General features: G+C 40.5%; 13 protein-coding genes. 5 read left to right on the top strand and 8 right to left on the bottom strand.

Annotated elements, in window-relative coordinates; genetic code table 11:
- Positions 1 to 122 precede the first annotated feature (122 nt).
- The 3 genes from WDA22_07735 to WDA22_07725 all read right to left on the bottom strand — a co-directional run bounded on the left by WDA22_07735 (position 123) and on the right by WDA22_07725 (position 2,181).
- Positions 123 to 410, bottom strand: a complete 288-nt coding sequence (locus WDA22_07735; GenBank protein ID MFA5833350.1) for a cupin domain-containing protein — start codon at positions 408 to 410, stop codon at positions 123 to 125.
- Positions 411 to 501: 91 nt separating this feature from the next.
- Entirely contained in the window at positions 502 to 1,056 is a 555-nt protein-coding gene (locus WDA22_07730; protein ID MFA5833349.1) for an isoprenylcysteine carboxylmethyltransferase family protein, read from the bottom strand.
- 15 nt (positions 1,057 to 1,071) lie between these two features.
- Entirely contained in the window at positions 1,072 to 2,181 is a 1,110-nt protein-coding gene (locus tag WDA22_07725; protein ID MFA5833348.1) for a saccharopine dehydrogenase NADP-binding domain-containing protein, read from the bottom strand.
- 309 nt (positions 2,182 to 2,490) lie between these two features.
- On the opposite strand from WDA22_07725, the gene WDA22_07720 reads away from it, so the two are divergent.
- Positions 2,491 to 3,291: a GNAT family N-acetyltransferase gene (locus WDA22_07720; GenBank protein MFA5833347.1), complete on the top strand. Its 801-nt coding sequence runs from the start codon at positions 2,491 to 2,493 to the stop codon at positions 3,289 to 3,291.
- A gap of 115 nt (positions 3,292 to 3,406) precedes the next feature.
- Here the strand turns inward: WDA22_07720 and WDA22_07715 are convergent, their stop codons facing one another.
- The 5 genes from WDA22_07715 to WDA22_07695 form a co-directional block, all read right to left on the bottom strand.
- The gene (locus WDA22_07715) at positions 3,407 to 4,009 is read right to left on the bottom strand and encodes a hypothetical protein (GenBank protein ID MFA5833346.1); all 603 of its coding nucleotides are present in this window, start codon (positions 4,007 to 4,009) and stop codon (positions 3,407 to 3,409) included.
- A gap of 4 nt (positions 4,010 to 4,013) precedes the next feature.
- The gene (locus WDA22_07710; GenBank protein MFA5833345.1) at positions 4,014 to 5,486 is read right to left on the bottom strand and encodes a TolC family protein; all 1,473 of its coding nucleotides are present in this window, start codon (positions 5,484 to 5,486) and stop codon (positions 4,014 to 4,016) included.
- Between the two features lie 7 nt (positions 5,487 to 5,493).
- On the bottom strand, positions 5,494 to 6,882 hold the full coding sequence (locus tag WDA22_07705; GenBank protein ID MFA5833344.1) for an ABC transporter permease: 1,389 nt from the start codon (positions 6,880 to 6,882) through the stop codon (positions 5,494 to 5,496).
- The gene (locus WDA22_07700; protein MFA5833343.1) at positions 6,879 to 8,171 is read right to left on the bottom strand and encodes an efflux RND transporter periplasmic adaptor subunit; all 1,293 of its coding nucleotides are present in this window, start codon (positions 8,169 to 8,171) and stop codon (positions 6,879 to 6,881) included. Before WDA22_07700 ends, WDA22_07705 begins: the two co-directional genes overlap by 4 nt.
- A gap of 253 nt (positions 8,172 to 8,424) precedes the next feature.
- A complete protein-coding gene (locus tag WDA22_07695) occupies positions 8,425 to 8,754 on the bottom strand; it encodes an iron-sulfur cluster assembly protein (protein ID MFA5833342.1) in 330 nt (109 codons plus the stop codon).
- A 624-nt stretch (positions 8,755 to 9,378) separates the two neighbouring features.
- Here WDA22_07695 and WDA22_07690 point away from each other — a divergent pair.
- The 4 genes from WDA22_07690 (at position 9,379) to WDA22_07675 (ending at position 18,005) form a co-directional block, all read left to right on the top strand.
- Positions 9,379 to 11,091, top strand: a complete 1,713-nt coding sequence (locus WDA22_07690; protein ID MFA5833341.1) for a FlgD immunoglobulin-like domain containing protein — start codon at positions 9,379 to 9,381, stop codon at positions 11,089 to 11,091.
- Between the two features lie 125 nt (positions 11,092 to 11,216).
- The gene (locus tag WDA22_07685; protein ID MFA5833340.1) at positions 11,217 to 13,823 is read left to right on the top strand and encodes a TonB-dependent receptor; all 2,607 of its coding nucleotides are present in this window, start codon (positions 11,217 to 11,219) and stop codon (positions 13,821 to 13,823) included.
- A gap of 15 nt (positions 13,824 to 13,838) precedes the next feature.
- Complete coding sequence (locus WDA22_07680; GenBank protein ID MFA5833339.1) at positions 13,839 to 16,955, top strand: hypothetical protein; 3,117 nt, start codon at positions 13,839 to 13,841, stop codon at positions 16,953 to 16,955.
- 27 nt (positions 16,956 to 16,982) lie between these two features.
- Positions 16,983 to 18,005, top strand: a complete 1,023-nt coding sequence (locus WDA22_07675) for a PorV/PorQ family protein (GenBank protein ID MFA5833338.1) — start codon at positions 16,983 to 16,985, stop codon at positions 18,003 to 18,005.
- The last annotated feature ends 148 nt before the right edge of the window (positions 18,006 to 18,153 follow it).

The raw sequence follows: 18,153 nt of genomic DNA, 5'->3' as shown, positions 1-18,153 counted from the left end.
TGAAATTTTGTGTTCTCGTGTTTTAGTGGCAAAAAATTATAAACACTAAGTAGTTACAATTCAATGCAATGTAGAAAAGAGGTGGAAAGAATGCAAGAAAGAGTGGATATTGGTTCTTTTTCTTACTTGATCATGGTTAAGAGCATTTTGAATCGCACCGCTGCTTTTACCGCATGCGGTACATTCGCCGGCAGGATAATTGACTCTCCCGTATGGAGACTAAATGATCGTTCAGCGATACTTATTTCGGCTGAACCATCAATAATTTGCACAAGTGCTTCAAACGGGGAAGTATGTTCACTTAATTCTTCACCTGCATCGAAAGCAAATAATGTAATCTGTCCGGTCGGTTTTTTTATTACCATTTTACTGACAATGGCGTTCGGTGAATATTCTATCGATTTGTTCATTGTAAATACTTCAGATGTTTGAAACACATTCGGTGTCATAATAACCTTTAATTATAGAGATGGTAAAAAAACAATCGGATATATTGAATGTTTACCAAATGTATGGGATAAACATTTTAGTTCTGCCAGCATATTCAGTATATCTCTTTCCAAAGTGAATTGCATTCTCTTTTTCTTCTGCTTTTGCTGTTTCAAGAAGGAATAATGAAATACCGAGAGAAATCACCGTTGTCATCCACGTACTATTTTTGAAGTATACACCCCATGTTAAATAGATTAATGATGCATACAATGGATGTCGAATATATCGATATATACCTGATGTAATAAGAATCGTTGTTTTTTCAAATGCCAAATCCGATCCTTTGTCTGCAGTATCTGTTGGCTTACCTACCACCTGAAGAAGAAAAACACCATGAACAACTGGGTATATTGATACAGTTAGCAATATCCATGAAATTATCTGGGACGCTGAACGTGGATTGTCGATCCAATAAGGGGCGTTGAGAATGATCAGGAACAGTATTCCTTCCCATGCAAAGAATCTGAAAAATCCATGTGATCTAGGATGTAACAACGACCTCCTTGAAATGTAGATGATAAGGATTGTTCCAACAAAAAAAGAAACTGTGGCAAGAATATTCATGGATAGATGTTTGAATTATATAAACAATGACGTTACTCGGACTCCCATACTCTGCATATCCTTAAAAAGTTGAATTGGATCAACCAAATGTCCCATCATCCATAAACCAGGACGACGAGCTGACCCATCCAAGTACTGCTGCAATGCTGCCACAACAGGAATAGCGGTCAATTCATAACCATCCGTGTGCGACACAGTAGCAACGATCTTTGCAAGTTTTCCATCTTTTAACCCAGTAGCTTCAACTTTGAGCAAAACAATATACGGTGGTTTGGGAAATGTTTGCATACCCCACCACATCAGTTTACCCATAGGACGAAAAATACTTTGCGGCCCAATCTTCACTCCTGCAAATACTATGGGCGTAATCACCCAATCCACAAACCAATGAGATCCCGCAATATAAAACCCAAGATCGTTAAGAGTTGGGAGCATCGTGGGGAGGTCTTTCAGTTCCTCAAAGAACATCGAGTAACTACTACGGATTCCAATCTCACTTCCAAAATTTATTTGACGTATTTGAAAATCCGATGGATTAGTCCAGCGCCGATTTTGGAAAATTTGTGCTTGGTAGTTCTTAAAATATTCCATCAATTCGTTTACAGCATCTGTGTAGGGAAGAGAGTGGCCAAAATTTAAATAGCCGGCAGTTACGGCAGTATCAATTCTGTCAAGGTGAGAAGCAACATATCGAACCATTGCTGCGGGAAGTCCAGGATGAAATCCTGCTTCAGTAATAAAGCATAATCCGGCGCGTTGAATATCCTGTGCGTACGATTTGAGGAGTTTCAATTTTTGTGCATTGAGCTGAACGTCAAGATAATCCGTTTTAGAATCTATTGCAGCACGGATAACAATTTCTGCATATTGTGTTGTGGGTGCTGCGACAACCAACAAATTAATCTCCTTGAGTATCTGACGTAACCTCTGTGAATCAGATGCATCAGCCTGTACGGCAGAGACCCTTTTGCCGTTGAACTCTCCATTTAACCGATCTGCGTATGATCGTACTTTATCGACATTTCGTGCAGCTAGAACAATCTCTGTCGTGGTGCGTTCCAGCAAATGCCGAGCGACTAACCTGCCTGTAAATCCGGAACCACCTAAAATTAATATTTTTGCCATGACAATCACTTTCGTAATGAATACACTTCAATAAATCAAAAGCAACGGCAGTTTTTGTATTTACGTATTGTTCTATTCGTAAGGGAGGAGTTTCAATCTTGTATTTCTATACTGTTTTTTCTCTGTTCATCCTATAATGAGGACAATAATATCTTTATTTTGGTTATTCGAGGTATATATTGCATAAGCAAATATACTGCCATGAAGAACTCATAGATTTATTACAAAAATTTCATATAATATTTTCAGTTGTGAAAAAAGAGAAGAAGTTTATTTTTAATTATGAGAAGCGTTACAGGTATTTAATATATGAACATTAAAATCTTACAACATACCGATATAAGGTTACTTCCTACAGTACAACCTGACGGATGGTCTGATATTATACCACATTTTGATTTTTATACCTCGTCCCCATTCTGTTTTCCTATAAAAGTAACAATTGATGACACAATTGTAGGTATTGGCACAACAATAATTCATCATGACGTTGCATGGTTAGCGCATATTATTGTTCATAAGGAATATAGAAAACGGGGGATCGGGCAATTCATCACTGAAGCATTAGTGGAAGATGCAAAATCGAAGAATTGCGAAACAATCTATTTACTGGCTACAGATTTAGGAGCGCCCGTGTATGAGAAGGTCGGCTTTGAAACAGAGACCGAATACTTATTTTTCAAGGAGATTAAACTTGGAAAAAGTGAGAAACTATTAGTCAATATTGAACTATATAAGGAGGAATTTAGTGAAGAAGTAGAAAGGATGGACAGGATAATTTCATCCGAAGTGAGAATGTTTCACCTTAAAAGCCATCTTCCACATGGATTTGTGTATAAAAACAATTCTTCTATTGATGGTTTTTATTTTCCAACATTTGGCGATGGATTGATATTAGCAAATACAAAATCAGCAGGAATTGCGTTGCTTCAATTGCATTTGCAATCAAACGAGAGAGTTGTTTTTCCCAAAAATAATGTTGCCGTTAAAAACTATTTAAACGGAAAAGGTTTTCAAGAGGTTCTCACTGGAAAACGGATGCGTCTCGGAAAAAAGAGGGATGTAAAGTTTGAAAATATTTATAATAGAATTGGTGGGAATCTTGGATGAAGAAATGGTGTGGAAATTTTTCTCTCGTTTTCACGTTCACCGAAGAACCATTGCTTCCATTATTCTTTTGGAATACATGAATGGAAGAAACTTAGTATGGCTGGATGACGGAATATCAATATCCGTTTAGGAATCGAACAATTCTACCAACAAAAAATCCTAATGCTTTCCCGATGACAAAACCGGTCGGGTGCTTAACAACATCTCCATCTTCGTAAACAAATCCTTGATTCAAAGGTCCATAGACAGAGACAGTAAATGTGGGCATCTCATCTATTCCAAGTTCGTGCAAAATAGTGCGAAAAATTGATAGAACATCAGTCGCAGGATGATCACCAAAAGGAATTTCAATAATTACTCTGTTCAGTTTATGATAATAGTTCGTGTATCGTGTTTTAAATAATATCCCATTCCGTTCAAATTTCTTTGCCAACATAACCAGGTTGGCGCGGGGGATATATCCTGCACTGAGTGTGATAAATATTTTTGCTGGTTTCTTTAAATACAGACGTTTTAAAATATTTATTGCCGTCTGGTTTCCCTCTGCTTCAACATGTACTGTCCCTTCGTCCGCAAGTGCTTTCTCTAACAAATAAGCCAAATATTGTGTAAGACCGGAAAATGAAATGCCTCTGTACAGTGGAACTCGTCCGACGAAGAACAATCGAATAATAAAAAGAATGGCGATAAATCCGATGAAGATGAAGAGGATGGTCACAAATTCAATTCATAACCGAAACAAGCGTCTGTTTATTTGCAAAATCGTATAGTGTTAGTCGGCGCAATCGGTAATATGTCACCCAATAATCGGACAATGTTTGAATCCGTGCGCGATATGCAGCATCTTTTTCTGATTGCGCCAGAAACAAATTCGGAACATCGATTTTACCAATAACAAATCGTTCTCGAGCGACTTCAAATCTACGCTGTGCCACAGTATCGGCTTTTCCGGAGAGTGCTACTTGAGTTTGCAACTGTCGGAATCGTTGTACTTGATACAACACTTCCTGCCTAAAAGAGAACTGCTGTGAAGCAACGGATGTTTCCACTCGTGTTCGTTCCGCTTCCGCTGATTCTATGGCATGACTTCCTGTTCCGAATCCATAAAGAGGAATTTGTAATTGAACGCTGAATTCTTGTTGATCCAATAAATTGATATATGCGTCACCAAACGTATTTGCCTTTTGATTCAAACCGATATTCGCAAAGATGGACATAGAAAAAGAGTTACTGGATTCCGTCTGTCGAACATTCCGTTCGGCGGTCAATTTTTGAACCTCAAAATCCAAAACATCGCTCCGAAATTGATTGGCATATTCCAAAGCTTTTGCCGGCTCAACATCAATAAATGTTGCTGTTTCGTTTGGCTGAACAAAGATGGGTCGTTGATCTGTCACACCGATGGAATGTCGAAAATTCTGTAATGACCGGTCATATTCAATGTAGGCACTTTCGTATTGGGTCCGTGCATTTAAGAATGCAAGTTCGCTTTGTAAAAGATCATTCTCTGCAATTCTCCCCACATTAAATCGTCCTTTTGACATTTGAAAGAGCGTGTCATTGATGGAAAGATTGAGCTGAGCGTTGTTCACATTCATCATTGCAAGATAAAAACCAAAAAATTTATTCGTTATATCAATCGCGGCATCTTCCATTGCTTCGACAAATTCACGGTGCGATGATTGATATCCAAGTTCTTCCAATTCCGAATTCCAGGCTGATGTATTGATGGAAAATAATGACTGGCGTAAAGAAAACGTTAACGGAGTTGATCGATAGACCGCGCTCTTCGTTTCAAGATTATCTAACCTGTTCAATCGTGAATACAACGATATTTGAGTGTTTGTCCATGGCAGTTGTTGCATCAATGCAAGTGAAAGGGAAGATTGCGCCTGGCGTTGTAAGAGAAATGTACTGCTGCCATCCGGTTGTGTAATGCTGTTGATGGTTCGTATGAATTGTGGTGCATCTGCTTGGATGGAAAGTTGTGGGAGGAATCCCGCCATAAATGCTTTATAACGGTGTTTCTTATTGTTATACGCAGCTCGTGCCATGGTGGAGAGTGGCCCGTTTTCCTGACCCAAGCGTATGCTTTCGCTTAACGTTAAAAAAAGTGTATCTGTTTGTTGAGCGAAAAGGACGGAGAGATTTGAAACTAAAAAAGTAAGGGTAAATAATTTTGTAAGAATTTTCATTGGAACTCTATTCATAGCGCAATGATTGGATGACATCCTGATCTGCCGCTCTTTTAGCGGGGAAGTATCCGAAAGTGATGCCGATAGTGATGGAAATTGCAAATGAAATGAAAATGGAGATAATTGAAACGATCGTATGAATTTCCGCCGTGTATTCGATAACGATACTGATCGCAAACCCCAATAAAATTCCGACAATTCCTCCAGTGACACTAATCGTTGTCGCTTCGGAAAGGAATTGCATAGTAATATCCGCGCGAGTAGCTCCCACAGCACGGCGAATTCCGATCTCTTTTGTTCTTTCCATTACGGAAGCAAGCATGATATTCATGATTCCGATCCCGCCGACAATAAGGGAAATGGATGCAATAGCTCCAAGGACAATATTGAAAATTTCTTTTGTCCGCTGTTCCTGTTTGAGCAATTCTTCGGGAACAGTTACTGAGAAATCAACCATACCGTTATGTCGACGCTGCAACATTCTGCTAATAATTTCTGCAAGTGGCCGAATCTGATCTGTGTTTGCTACACGCACAACCAATCTGTCCACCTGGTGATAGTTCACTGCTTTTTTTTGTTCGTTATCATCATTATTAGAGTTACCTCCTCGGGCTGCATTTTGAACATCACGCCGGGTTACGAGAGCTCGGTTTTTATACCTCAACAGTACGGTATTGACCGGTGAATAGATATCAAAATTGTAATCCCTTAAGCCCAGATGCTGAATATTTTGTTTTGAAACATTCCGTTCTTTCATTACGCCGATCACGGTAAGCCATAGTTTTCCGCATTTAATCTTCTTACCGATCGGGTCTTCACGAGTAAAGAATTTCGTTTTGATACCGTGTCCAATAATTGCGACTGGCAGTGAACGCTCCAAATGTGTTTGGGAAAAATAAGAACCTTTCTCCAGTGCGTAATCTGAAGGGACAAAAAATGTTGAATCTACACCGACTAATTTAGTAGATCGTTTCAATCCCTGGCGCAGGGCGATCGTTTCCAACACTACTTCAGGACTAATGGATTCAATGCCAGGTAATGAGGCAATGATGCTTTTTCCATCTTGAAGAGTTAATCCGGGAGAGAATTTCTTTTTTTCATTTTGTTTTTGGTTCTGATCCTCATCTACTTTACCCTCTTCCTGTTCAATAATAGGTGTGATGATGATATTGTTCGTCCCGAGCAGTTTCATTTGATCCAGAATTTCCTGTTGAGCACCTCGGCCAATGGCAAGCATGGAAATGACCGATGCGACTCCAAAGACGATTCCGAGAGATGTAAGACCTGAACGGAGTTTGTTCCGTGTAATGGCTTCAAACGCTGTCAGAATATTACTGACGAGGGCTCTGGAAGGTTTGAGAGTTGTTAATAAGGCAAGGAAACTTTTTCTGATCACGATGTGACTTTCAGTCTGCGTAGTTTTATCGCCGACGCGTCACCCGGCGGCGATAGGTAGATCTCATCTTTTTCGTCTACACCTTTTAAGATAACAGCAGCATTGTCATTTTGAAGACCAAGCTTAATTTCCTGCTTTATGATCCCGCCGTTCTTGATGTAGACAAATGTTGTAGTATCCTGAGTGTGAACAGCTTCCAGTGGTATCGAGAGGACATTGGCAACTTTTGCTACGGTAATTTCATTTGAAGTCGTCATCGCAGGCCGTAATGTTGTATCACGATCATTGATGATGATTCGCACTTCAAATACTTTTGAATCTGAATTGGGACGCTGCTCTCCAATATTAGCAACCTGCACAACATTACCGGATAATTTTTTATTGGGATCGGCATCCAATCGAAGAGTTACTTCTTGACCGACAACAATTTTTTGAATATCTACTTCATTCACATAAGTGATCGATTCCATCATACTAAGATCAGGAAGCGTTGCAACGGTTGGTTCCCACGGACTGACGGTGGCCCCGACGACTTTTTTCTTTCCGTTCCATTCACGCGCGTATACAACCATTCCATCAGCCGGAGCAAGAATGGTGAATTGCATTAGAACACTTTTCATGATATCCATCTTCTGCCGTTCCTTCATCAAATCTGCTTCTACGGCCTGTATTTTTGCGATGGATTGTTTTGTTTTTGTTACATAGTTCTTTTTCGCCTGAGCAATTGTTCTTTCCGCTCGGTCAAAATCAATTTGAGCCTGTCGTTTTACGGCGGGTGCTTCAAACGTGGACTGCTCAAGCAGTATCTTTTTTTCTTCAAGACCAAAGATTAAATTTACAAGTTCGTCACGCGCTTGTGAGAGCGACAGCGTACTATCCAAAGTGGTTTGTGTGTATTGTGCATTTAATTTTTGCACTGAAAGTTCTGATTCCTTCAATCTACTGGCAATCTCCGCTTTATCAAGTTCTGCAACAAATTGTCCTTGTTTTACTACCGTTCCTTCTGCAATCAGATTAGAAATTTTCATCTGCCAGATACCGGCGGCACGCGCTTGTTCGGGTCCTTTAATCTCTATGGAGTTTTTTGCTTGTAACTCACCTGTCGTTGTTATAGAGACAATAAACTCCCCTTTTACAGGAGAGATAATCAAATCTGTTGAAGCACCACCTCGGTTGCTAAAAAAAAGGAACAGGATGATTATCAGGAAAAATCCCGCCGATGATCCGTAAATAATTCGATTTTTTGGTGTTAGGTTTTTATAGAGAGCGATGAAATTAGGAATTTTCATAAAGGACGCCAAATCAGTTTTCGGTTGATAGTATGACCTCAATTAGACGTTAAAAATTGTAAAAAGTGCGAGGGATAATGAATCTATTGTGTGTCGATTCAGTGGCAAAAATGTAAAGAAGGGTGTGCAGGAAAGCAAGCGATAGAACACATTAATTGTCTGAAGGATAATGTGCTGATTTATCGTTACCGATCGGAGTGTTTCGTAAAAAATTTATTACATGGATTGTTACATCGAATTCCAAAAATCAGAATCAACCCACAAATTGAACTTTCTTCTTTGCTTCTTCGCTCATCATTGATGGATTCCATGCTGGTTGCCAAACGATTCTTACATCGGCATCAGCGACACCTGGTAAAGCGGCAACTCGTTCACGAACATTGTTAGCAATCTGTGTGGAAAGTCCGCAACCCTGAGAGGTGAGTGTCATTTTAACACCAACCCAGTCATCGATGATTTTTACATCATACACAAGACCAAGATCAACAATACTCACAGGAATTTCCGGATCAAACACTTCCTTTAATGAAGCGTACACTGCCTCTTTTGTGATCTCTTCCTTAGGTTTCTCATTATTTGCCATTATTCAATCCCTTTCAATAATTACAGAGTAACATATACTATTAATAATGTACAAAATATAACGATGAAACCGAAATAAGAGTTCATTATCGGATTAAGAAGAAACAGGTTGCAAATAGGGGAATATACGGCTACTCATCGCCCCTATTGTATTTTTCTATAAAATGCAAAAATATCCTCTATTCGAAATAACTTCCGCCTAATAGCAAGAATGAAGGTTTGGGTTAACTCGCAAAGGAAAAAGTAAATAGATAAAGTTGTGCTAATTTATTTTTTTGACAGAGGCAAACTATTCACACCGTTTTATCCGATATTTAATTCTTTAACATTTCCGGCTTGTAATTCGGTGTTTGTTTACATTTATCTGTTGCTCTTTACTTCCAGAAAGCATACATTTTCCAAATTGTACAATTCGCTCTTCAATGATAGCTTCACTCAGTTGGATTGAATAATCTCCCTTATGGATTTTTATTCTAAACAATATCATTCAGTCCTATTTATTTCCTTCATTCAATTCAAAGAAGGAATTTTGAATTGATCAAAACGAAATCCTAATTTTTAGAATCATATCCAAAAGTCCATCTTCTCTAATTTACTATCTTCTCATTAATCTGCGAGGTGCACTATGAAGAAATCATTTACCGTTTTAAAATCGTTAACCTTGTTGTTATTCATATTTACAATTCAAGTTGTTATGGCGCAAACGATAGTTTTTACCGAAAATTTTGAAACTGGAACAGCAAATGCATCATGGGGAAGCCACTACAAAGGTGAAGAGACGGTTCTAGCAAAGCCGATGGCAAATGCTCCCAAAGCCCTCACGGGCGGCGGAAACTTTGTTGGTTTACTTCAGGATCTTGATGGAACATTTACCGGTTCTGCCGTAGCGACAAACGGAACGGTTGGTTTAAAAGATTACTCAATAGAAGCCGATGTGTATTGTTATGTGGGAGGTTCGCTGTCATCGTATTCCGGAATTGTTGTGTATGCGGATAGTTCGAAGAAAGATTTTTATAAGATGCGCTCCGATTTTGATGCCAGCGCTCGAATAAATTTTTCCGGACTGAAATCTGATCCGAACACATTTCTTCCGTTGTTCAGTAAAGATTTTAAAGCAGCTGATATTCTTGGAGGGATTCCTACGGTAGCTGACTGGCATAAAATGAAAATAGAAGTTCGTACAATTTCTGCAACTAAGGTAGGATTTTGGGCATATTTTGACGGACAGTTATTAGTCGGATGTCCGATTTATGATACTGCTGCAACGGCCACGGCGGGAAAATTTGGATTGTATTCTTTCCAGCAAAGCGCTACCGGACTAGCAACGTATGTTGATAATATCGTTGTGAAAACACTTCCTGAACCAGCAATCTTCACGGAAGACTTTGAAACTGGGACAGCAAATGCATCATGGGGAAGCCATTACAAAGGAGAAGAGACGGTAATAGCAAAGCCGATGGCAAATGCTCCCAAAGCCCTCACGGGCGGCGGAAACTTTGTTGGTTTACTTCAGGATCTTGATGGAACATTTACCGGTTCTGCCGTAGCGACAAACGGAACGGTTGGTTTAAAAGATTACTCAATAGAAGCCGATGTGTATTGTTATGTGGGAGGTTCGCTGTCATCGTATTCCGGAATTGTTGTGTATGCGGATAGTTCGAAGAAAGATTTTTATAAGATGCGCTCCGATTTTGATGCCAGCGCTCGAATAAATTTTTCCGGACTGAAATCTGATCCGAACACATTTCTTCCGTTGTTCAGTAAAGATTTTAAAGCAGCTGATATTCTTGGAGGGATTCCTACGGTAGCTGACTGGCATAAAATGAAAATAGAAGTTCGTACAATTTCTGCAACCAAGGTAGGATTTTGGGCATATTTTGACGGACAGTTATTAGTCGGATGCCCGATTTATGATACTGCTGCAACGGCCACGGCGGGAAAATTTGGATTGTATTCTTTCCAACAAAGTGCTACCGGACTAGCCACGTATGTGGATAATATCGTTGTGAGACCGCTCTCCGTACTTTCGGTTCCTGAGAATGGCAGAAAGATTACACCAAATAATTTCGATCTATCGCAAAATTATCCTAATCCTTTTAATCCGGAGACTAGAATTTCCTACAGGTTATTGGAAAGCGGATATACAATGCTGACTGTTCATGATCAATTAGGTCGTACAATAAAGACCCTCGTTTCTCAGCATCAATCGTTCGGCGAACACACCGTGGTTTGGAATGGTGAAGATGAATCAGGAAATACAGTTTCATCCGGCATATATTTCTATTCACTGAATTCAGGCAAAGGTGTGCTAAGTAAAAAAATGATTTTGCTCAAATAAAAAACAACTTTATCCTGTTTTAGGTACGAAGGTTTATGTCTTCCGCATAAACCTTCGGCAGGATGAGTGTTGTGTATGTGTTCTCAAATTTCTCCAATGAATGTTCGTAAACGAGGAGCGTTCTTGTGAAAACTACTTTCATAAAGAATAGTTTTTTTTATTTGCTCGCCATGTTTTCAATGTTGGTTGCGCCACTTGTTGCAGGCACAACGGGAAAAATCTCCGGTGTTGCAAAAGATGCTTCAACTGGTGAAGTCCTTTCCGGCTGTACCGTAATGATCGAAGGAACCACAATGGGAGGAGCATGTAATGCGCTGGGAGAATTCTTCATCATTAATGTCCGACCCGGACGATACACCCTTCGCGCAAGCATGCTCGGATATAAAGATTACAGGGTCACGAACGTTCAAGTTGTTGTTGACCTTACGACACATGTCGATTTTTTAATGGAATCGGCAACACTTGGTATTGGCGAAATTGTTATTTCCGCAGAACGCCCCATTGTTGAAAAGGATGTCACTTCAAAAGTATCCATCATCGGCTCTGAAGAGATCATCAACATGCCGGTCGCTAGCATTCAAGATATTATTACGACGAAAGCAGGATTTACGACAGACGCGGATGGGAATATCCATGTACGTGGGGGGAGAACCGGCGAAATATCATACATGATCGATGGAATGTATGTAGATGATCCTTTGTATGGCGGCAATAACAGCATGATGAACAAAGATGCAGTAGAAGAAATAATTGTGCTGAGCGGAACATTCAATGCTGAGTATGGTGATGCAATGTCGAGTATCGTCAATATTGTGACGAAAGAGGGAGGAGAAACATTCCATGGGAAGGCAGAATATACTTCACCAATGCTAAATGAATCTCCGTATCGAAAAAGTGATGCTTTTGGAAAAGGTGTGGATAGTTATCCTTATCAGTCCAAAAGTGAAACGGATGGTATGAGTTTTGACCCACTGAAGTTGAATATTCCGTTGAACGGGATGCTGAATCTGTCATTAAACGGACCTTTTCCATTAATTCCCGACCTGACATTTTTTATCTCAGGAAGATATAAAAATGAAGACAGCTATTTGCCGCATGGTTATAATTGGGAACGGGATGGTTTTGCTAAATTGACGTATCGATACAGTCCAACGATAAAATTGTCATTATCGAGCCAAATAACTCAAAACAAATCGCAGTCCTATAGTCATTCGTGGAAATACCGCAATGAAAATCACAGCCATACCGAAAAGAGTACAGATCGATTTGGTTTTACATTATCGCACACTATCAGCAGCAGCTTATTTTATACTGCGCAGGTTTCCCGGTTTGAGAATGCTACAAAAGTTCAGGTGGGAAATAAACTTCCCTCAGAATATATACGCGGACAAACCGGTGAGACAGTATATTTTTATGTGAGCGGTGATGATTCTCCCTATTGGGATGATCAAACAGCAACAACGAGCGGTAAGGTGGATGCGACATTTCAGGCAAATCAGCACAATCAGGTGAAAAGCGGTTTTGAAATTAAAAGTTACTCTATCCGTGTGCATGAAGAATCACAGCCTTGGCCTTCCGGGGCACAATATAAGGATATCTATAGTCGGTCCCCAATGGAGGGAGCCGCATATATTCAGGACAAAGTTGAATATGACTATATCATTATTAACCTTGGCTTGCGGTATGATTATGTCGATCCCAATGCGACCATGTGGCCGGACATCCGCAGGTTTGGTAGTTTTAATAGCAGCAATATCTGGGTTCCGGCAAAAGAAGAAAAAGTTGTTTCCAAAACACAATTGAGTCCGCGTATTGGATTGGCACATCCTATTACCGATCAAGCGGTGTTACATTTTTCATACGGTCATTTTTTTCAAAACCCCGATTTTAATTCCCTCTATTATAACCATAATAAAGATTTAAGTACATCGATGCCTCTTGTTGGCAATCCGGGGGTGAAAGCTCAAAAAACTGTCGCATACGAAATAGGAGTAAAAAATAAGGTAAGCGAAACGTGGAGTTTGGATGTTTCTGCGTGGTATAAAGATATCACCGATCTTCTTTCAACATTACAAGTCAGTTATTTGTCACAGGATTATGTCGTTTTCTACAATTCGGATTATGCCGGTGTGAAAGGAATCGATGTAACGTTACAAAAACGGTACAGCGATTATATTTCTGGCTCCATTGATTACACATTAAGTGTAGCAAAAGGGAATAACTCTCAGCCGCTCGGTGGATTCTTCAGTGCTTCGGGAAAAGAAGAGATTCCTCATCAGGAATATTATTTGGATTTTGATCAACGTCATGATATTGCGTTCAATCTTAATTTGAATATCCCAAAAGATCAAGGGCCGGAAATTGCCGGAGAGAAACTCTTATCCGATGTTAATGTCAATATCCTTTTTCAGGCGGGAAGTGGCCTTCCATACACTCCGTATGTCGATCCAACAGTCCGTATTGATATGAACTCAGCCCGCAAACCGTGGACATCGACAGTAGGATTCCGCATGATAAAAAAAATATGGTTTTCGGACATTGCAGCTTCTCTCTTTATGGAAATTACAAATCTGCTCAATACGCAAAATGTTCGTAATGTCAATTCGCGAACAGGTAAACCTTTTGATACGGGACTTTCGGGACTTGTCGGTTCATCACCCGACGCGGATCATAATCCTGCTAATGTAGGGCCACCGCGAATCATCACCGCTGGAGTACAAATTATTTGGTAGCTGGAGATAATGTCTATGATTAAATTTTTAATGAGGCGTACTATTGGCATCGCCTTACTGTCTCTCCATTTTTATTTTCCCCTTCTAGCGCAAAAACAAAATTGTACTACCTGCCATAAGAATCTTTCATCAGCACAGATTGAACGTTTCTTGAAATCACATTCCGCTGCGGAACGGGGCATCGGAATTATGGATAAAGGCCAGGTTGCCAACTATCTTGGAAATTACGGCGTCCTTTCTAATTATCATGAATATTTTAACGACGCAATTCATTGGCCGACAGCGGCAAATGCTTCCACACAATATAGTTTTGGATTGGGACTTATCGTTGCTGTGAAAGGAAATGTTATTACTTCCGTAATCAGCGGCCCATCGGAAAAAGTGGATTGGTCTCCCAAAAAAGGTTCACGGGGAAAAATATTTTCCGGCGATGTCATCGCTCCGCCGCCGGATGAAACTCCATTTCTTGCATCAAGCGATAATCCGGAAACGTGGCCACAGGGATATTTCAGCAATACCGGATCGTGGGTGAGCACGCCGGGAAAACGTCATTGGCCGGGTCGACATAGAATCGAAATTGACAAAACATCGACTAATTATGGCAAAGAAGTTCCGGGTGAATTCGTTTCAGACCGGGACATCTATTCTGTCTTTGATGATACCGATAACTCCAATGCCAAAGGAAAAGTCGGGATTGAGGTAGAACAAACTGCCTACACCTATGGCAGACCATACGCAGAAGATATGTTGTTTTGGGATTTCACCATCCACAATAAAAGTGGACTACAACTCGATAGTGTGTATGTGGGATATATCGCCATCTTCCGACCCGATTACGATAATAAAGATCTTGTCAATATCATCGACAGCGATCCAACCGATGCTAATAACAACGGCGATTTTGTTTATGTGTGGGATGCAAATAATACAAAAGACGGAGCATGGTCTGGGGATGGAACTCCTTTAGGGATTGTTGGATTGAATGTGATGGAAACACCAAAAAATATGGGTGTGACTGACTTTCATTACTTCAGTCGCGACATCTCACCGAAAGTTGATGAAGAGATGTGGCCAATCATATCGAGCAATCCGAACGATCCGAATCTCACCAACGCCAAAGCGGTATTCCATGGTGTGAACCGCAGAATGGATACAACGCATCCGGACAGTGTGAAGAAATACTATGCCGATGGTCAGAATATTAATTTTTTTATGATGACCGGTCCATTCAGTTTACAAAGTGATTCCATCGTAAAATCTTCCGTTGCGCTCATTATGGGTAACTCGGGCACAATTCCTGACAAGCCCGATACAACCGATCTGATGAAGAATCTCAAGATTGCGCGACAAATGTATCAACGTAAATTTCAGGGTTCCGGGGCTCCTCCAACTCCAAAGGTTACCTCTACCGCCGGTGATAAACAGGTGCGTATCACATGGGATGCAGAAGCAGAAAATTCACGGGATGTCTTAACGGGAAAAGAAAATTTTGAAGGGTATAAAATTTATCGTAGCGACGATCTTGGTGTAACATGGGGAACACCAACAACAGATCCGTTTGGAAATATCACAGGATACACGCCAATTAAAATTTTTGACCTTATCGATGGAATAAAAGGTCCCGATCCGGCATTCAATCAATTATTAGGGGATGACACAGGATTAAAACACAGCTTTGTGGATGATCACTTGATCAACGGTGTGGAATACTGGTATTGCGTTACGTCGTACACGAAAGGAAATCAAAAAGCGGACAGCCTTGAACAATCATATCAATCGGCGCTCGGACATTCTACAATGCAGTCTAATACTGTTTCGGTTGTTCCCGGAGTGCAGGCACAAAACTACTTACCTCCAAAATATACACCACAAATAAACACCGAGGGGGCAATTGCGGCGATTGGCGGAGTATCGCAAGGTCTTGTCAAGGTCGACATCGTGAAACCAGAATTGATCACTGGGGACAAATATGTTATCACATTTGTCGATTCCGCGAAACAAGTTGTGGGAAACAAAACTTCGTATGTTCTGGGATTCAATTTGTATAAAATTTCGAACGTAAGCCATGATACAACACTTTTGCTGGAGCGCCACCTGTTTACCGATAATTCGGGAGATAATCTTCCAATTGTGGATGGATTTCGTTTAACGGTACAAAACACTCCTTCCGGTGTTGAATTTATCGGGTGGACAAAAGTAAAAAATGATACCAGTAAGTTTCATTGGACCACTGCTCCTGTGGATAAATATAAGAACCGTCTCGATGTCATATCTGAAACTATCTACACGATAGATAATTACAGAATCACTATCGATACTACGCTTACAGGAGGAACGTGGGCGCAATGGTATGATTTCTTTACCAATACCAAACAAGATTCTCTACAGCATCTTCCTTTGAAAGTAGAGATAGTTACCGATTCGCTGAACCCGATCGATGTCAGTTCACAAACATGGTTGTTTGAATTTTCAGTGAAGGCTCCTTGGGATACTTATCGAAAAGATTTTTATAGTCCGCTTGGTTGGGATATCGTTCCCGGAGGAAAAGGATATACGCCGGCGAGCACGGGATATTATGAAAAATATCCCGATGTGTTGGATCTGGAACGGATGCTGATCAATCCAATCACTCACGACACATCATATACTGGTCTCTATCTAAATACGAACAATGCACCGGATACGTTTTATAATGCCGACGGGAATAAAGTAATTAAAAAAGCAGTCGCACCTTCTCACGGTGACCAGTTTACAATAAGAACATACAAGCCGTTCCGAAAAGAGATCCGTTACGAATTCAGTACAAATAAAGAGACCTACGCATCCTCACAAAATATCGACCTCAAAAAGATTCGCGTCGTTCCCGATCCCTACATTGTCTCAAATATATGGGAAACGAATCAATTCGGGAAAAAATTGATGTTCAACCATCTGCCAAATGTCTGTACGATCTCTATTTTTACTGTAGCGGGAGATCGTGTTGCCAACATCAATCATAACGATAATCACGGTTATGAATTCTGGAATATGAGGACCTATAACGATCAATATATAGCCTATGGTTTGTATATCTATGTCGTATCGCTTCCGGATGGACAGAAACATGTCGGAAAATTTTTAGTGATTAAATAATCACTTCACCGTATGCGGAGATTAGCGATGATAAAAAGAATATTGTTCACACTGATCGTTCTCACATTTCCGGAGACCGGTTACGGCGGTGGTTTTTCCAAAGTTGGAACTGCCGCAGCGCAATTCCTTAAGATAGGAGTGGGCGCACGCGCTACAGGAATGGGTGAGACATTTGTTGCAGTGGCAAACGATGCCAGTGCATTGTATTGGAATCCATCAGGAATGACGAATAGTACCGACATGTCGGTGAATGTCAGTCACACACAATGGTTTGCTGAACTCTTTCACAATTACGCCGGCATCGTCATTCCGTTTGGCGAAAACGATTTTATTGGAGTTTCCGCAATCTCGTTGACGACACACGAACAGGAAGTGACAACGGTTGAACAGCCGGATGGTGCAGGGATATTTTATACCGTAAATGATATAGCCATTGGACTGTCGTACGCCCGATCGCTTACCGATCGTTTCTCTGTCGGGATTACCGCAAAATATATTCAGCAGGATGCGTACAACGAATCGGCAAACACGCTGGCGATGGATGTCGGGACTTATCTCCGTACGGGATTTCACAATTTGATTATCGGAATGTGTGTCTCCAATTTCGGCGGCAATATGCAGCTCGAAGGAAGAGATCTTATCGCTCTTGCGGATATTAATAAACAAATTTCCGGTGAATATAATCCTGACTCACGATTAAAGACAGAACCATGGTCTCTTCCATTGAATTTTAGAGTTGGCATTGCAATGGATATTGTTGGCGGATCGGACCCTTTCTTTGAATCTGAATCCCATCGTTTCATCATGGCACTCGATGGCAATCATCCGAATGACAATAACGAACGAATTAATGTTGGCGGCGAATACTCATGGAACGAAACCGTGTATGCACGATTCGGTTATAAAATCAATTATGATATAGAAAAATTGACATATGGTATTGGAGTAAAAATGCATGTCGGAACTCAACAGATTGGTTTTGATTATGCACTGGTTGATTACCATGACCTCGGAACCGTATCGAGATTATCAGTCGAATTAGGATTTTGACCGGCTATCATGTTCTGGAAAAAGCCGCCCTTGTCGTAACATCATTCATGGTTAGAAGGGAACTTTGAACTCACCTTACGTATGAATGCACTACACACTGTTTTTCTGCTGCTGTCCCAGAAATAAACGGCAGCATCATGCTCGTAGA

This window comes from Bacteroidota bacterium (assembly GCA_041658205.1).
GTDB lineage: Bacteria > Bacteroidota > Ignavibacteria > UBA10030 > UBA8401 > UBA8401.
This window is presented reverse-complemented; position numbering and strand designations above follow the sequence as displayed.

Bases quoted from the DNA above. Each gene is read 5' to 3' on its own strand.
- WDA22_07735 (MFA5833350.1), bottom strand. From the start codon at position 410: ATGAACAAATCGATAGAATATTCACCGAACGCCATTGTCAGTAAAATG.
- WDA22_07730 (MFA5833349.1), bottom strand. From the start codon at position 1,056: ATGAATATTCTTGCCACAGTTTCTTTTTTTGTTGGAACAATCCTTATC.
- WDA22_07725 (MFA5833348.1), bottom strand. From the start codon at position 2,181: ATGGCAAAAATATTAATTTTAGGTGGTTCCGGATTTACAGGCAGGTTA.
- WDA22_07720 (MFA5833347.1), top strand. From the start codon at position 2,491: ATGAACATTAAAATCTTACAACATACCGATATAAGGTTACTTCCTACA.
- WDA22_07710 (MFA5833345.1), bottom strand. From the start codon at position 5,486: ATGAAAATTCTTACAAAATTATTTACCCTTACTTTTTTAGTTTCAAAT.
- WDA22_07700 (MFA5833343.1), bottom strand. From the start codon at position 8,171: ATGAAAATTCCTAATTTCATCGCTCTCTATAAAAACCTAACACCAAAA.
- WDA22_07695 (MFA5833342.1), bottom strand. From the start codon at position 8,754: ATGGCAAATAATGAGAAACCTAAGGAAGAGATCACAAAAGAGGCAGTG.
- WDA22_07690 (MFA5833341.1), top strand. From the start codon at position 9,379: ATGAAGAAATCATTTACCGTTTTAAAATCGTTAACCTTGTTGTTATTC.
- WDA22_07680 (MFA5833339.1), top strand. From the start codon at position 13,839: ATGATTAAATTTTTAATGAGGCGTACTATTGGCATCGCCTTACTGTCT.
- WDA22_07675 (MFA5833338.1), top strand. From the start codon at position 16,983: ATGATAAAAAGAATATTGTTCACACTGATCGTTCTCACATTTCCGGAG.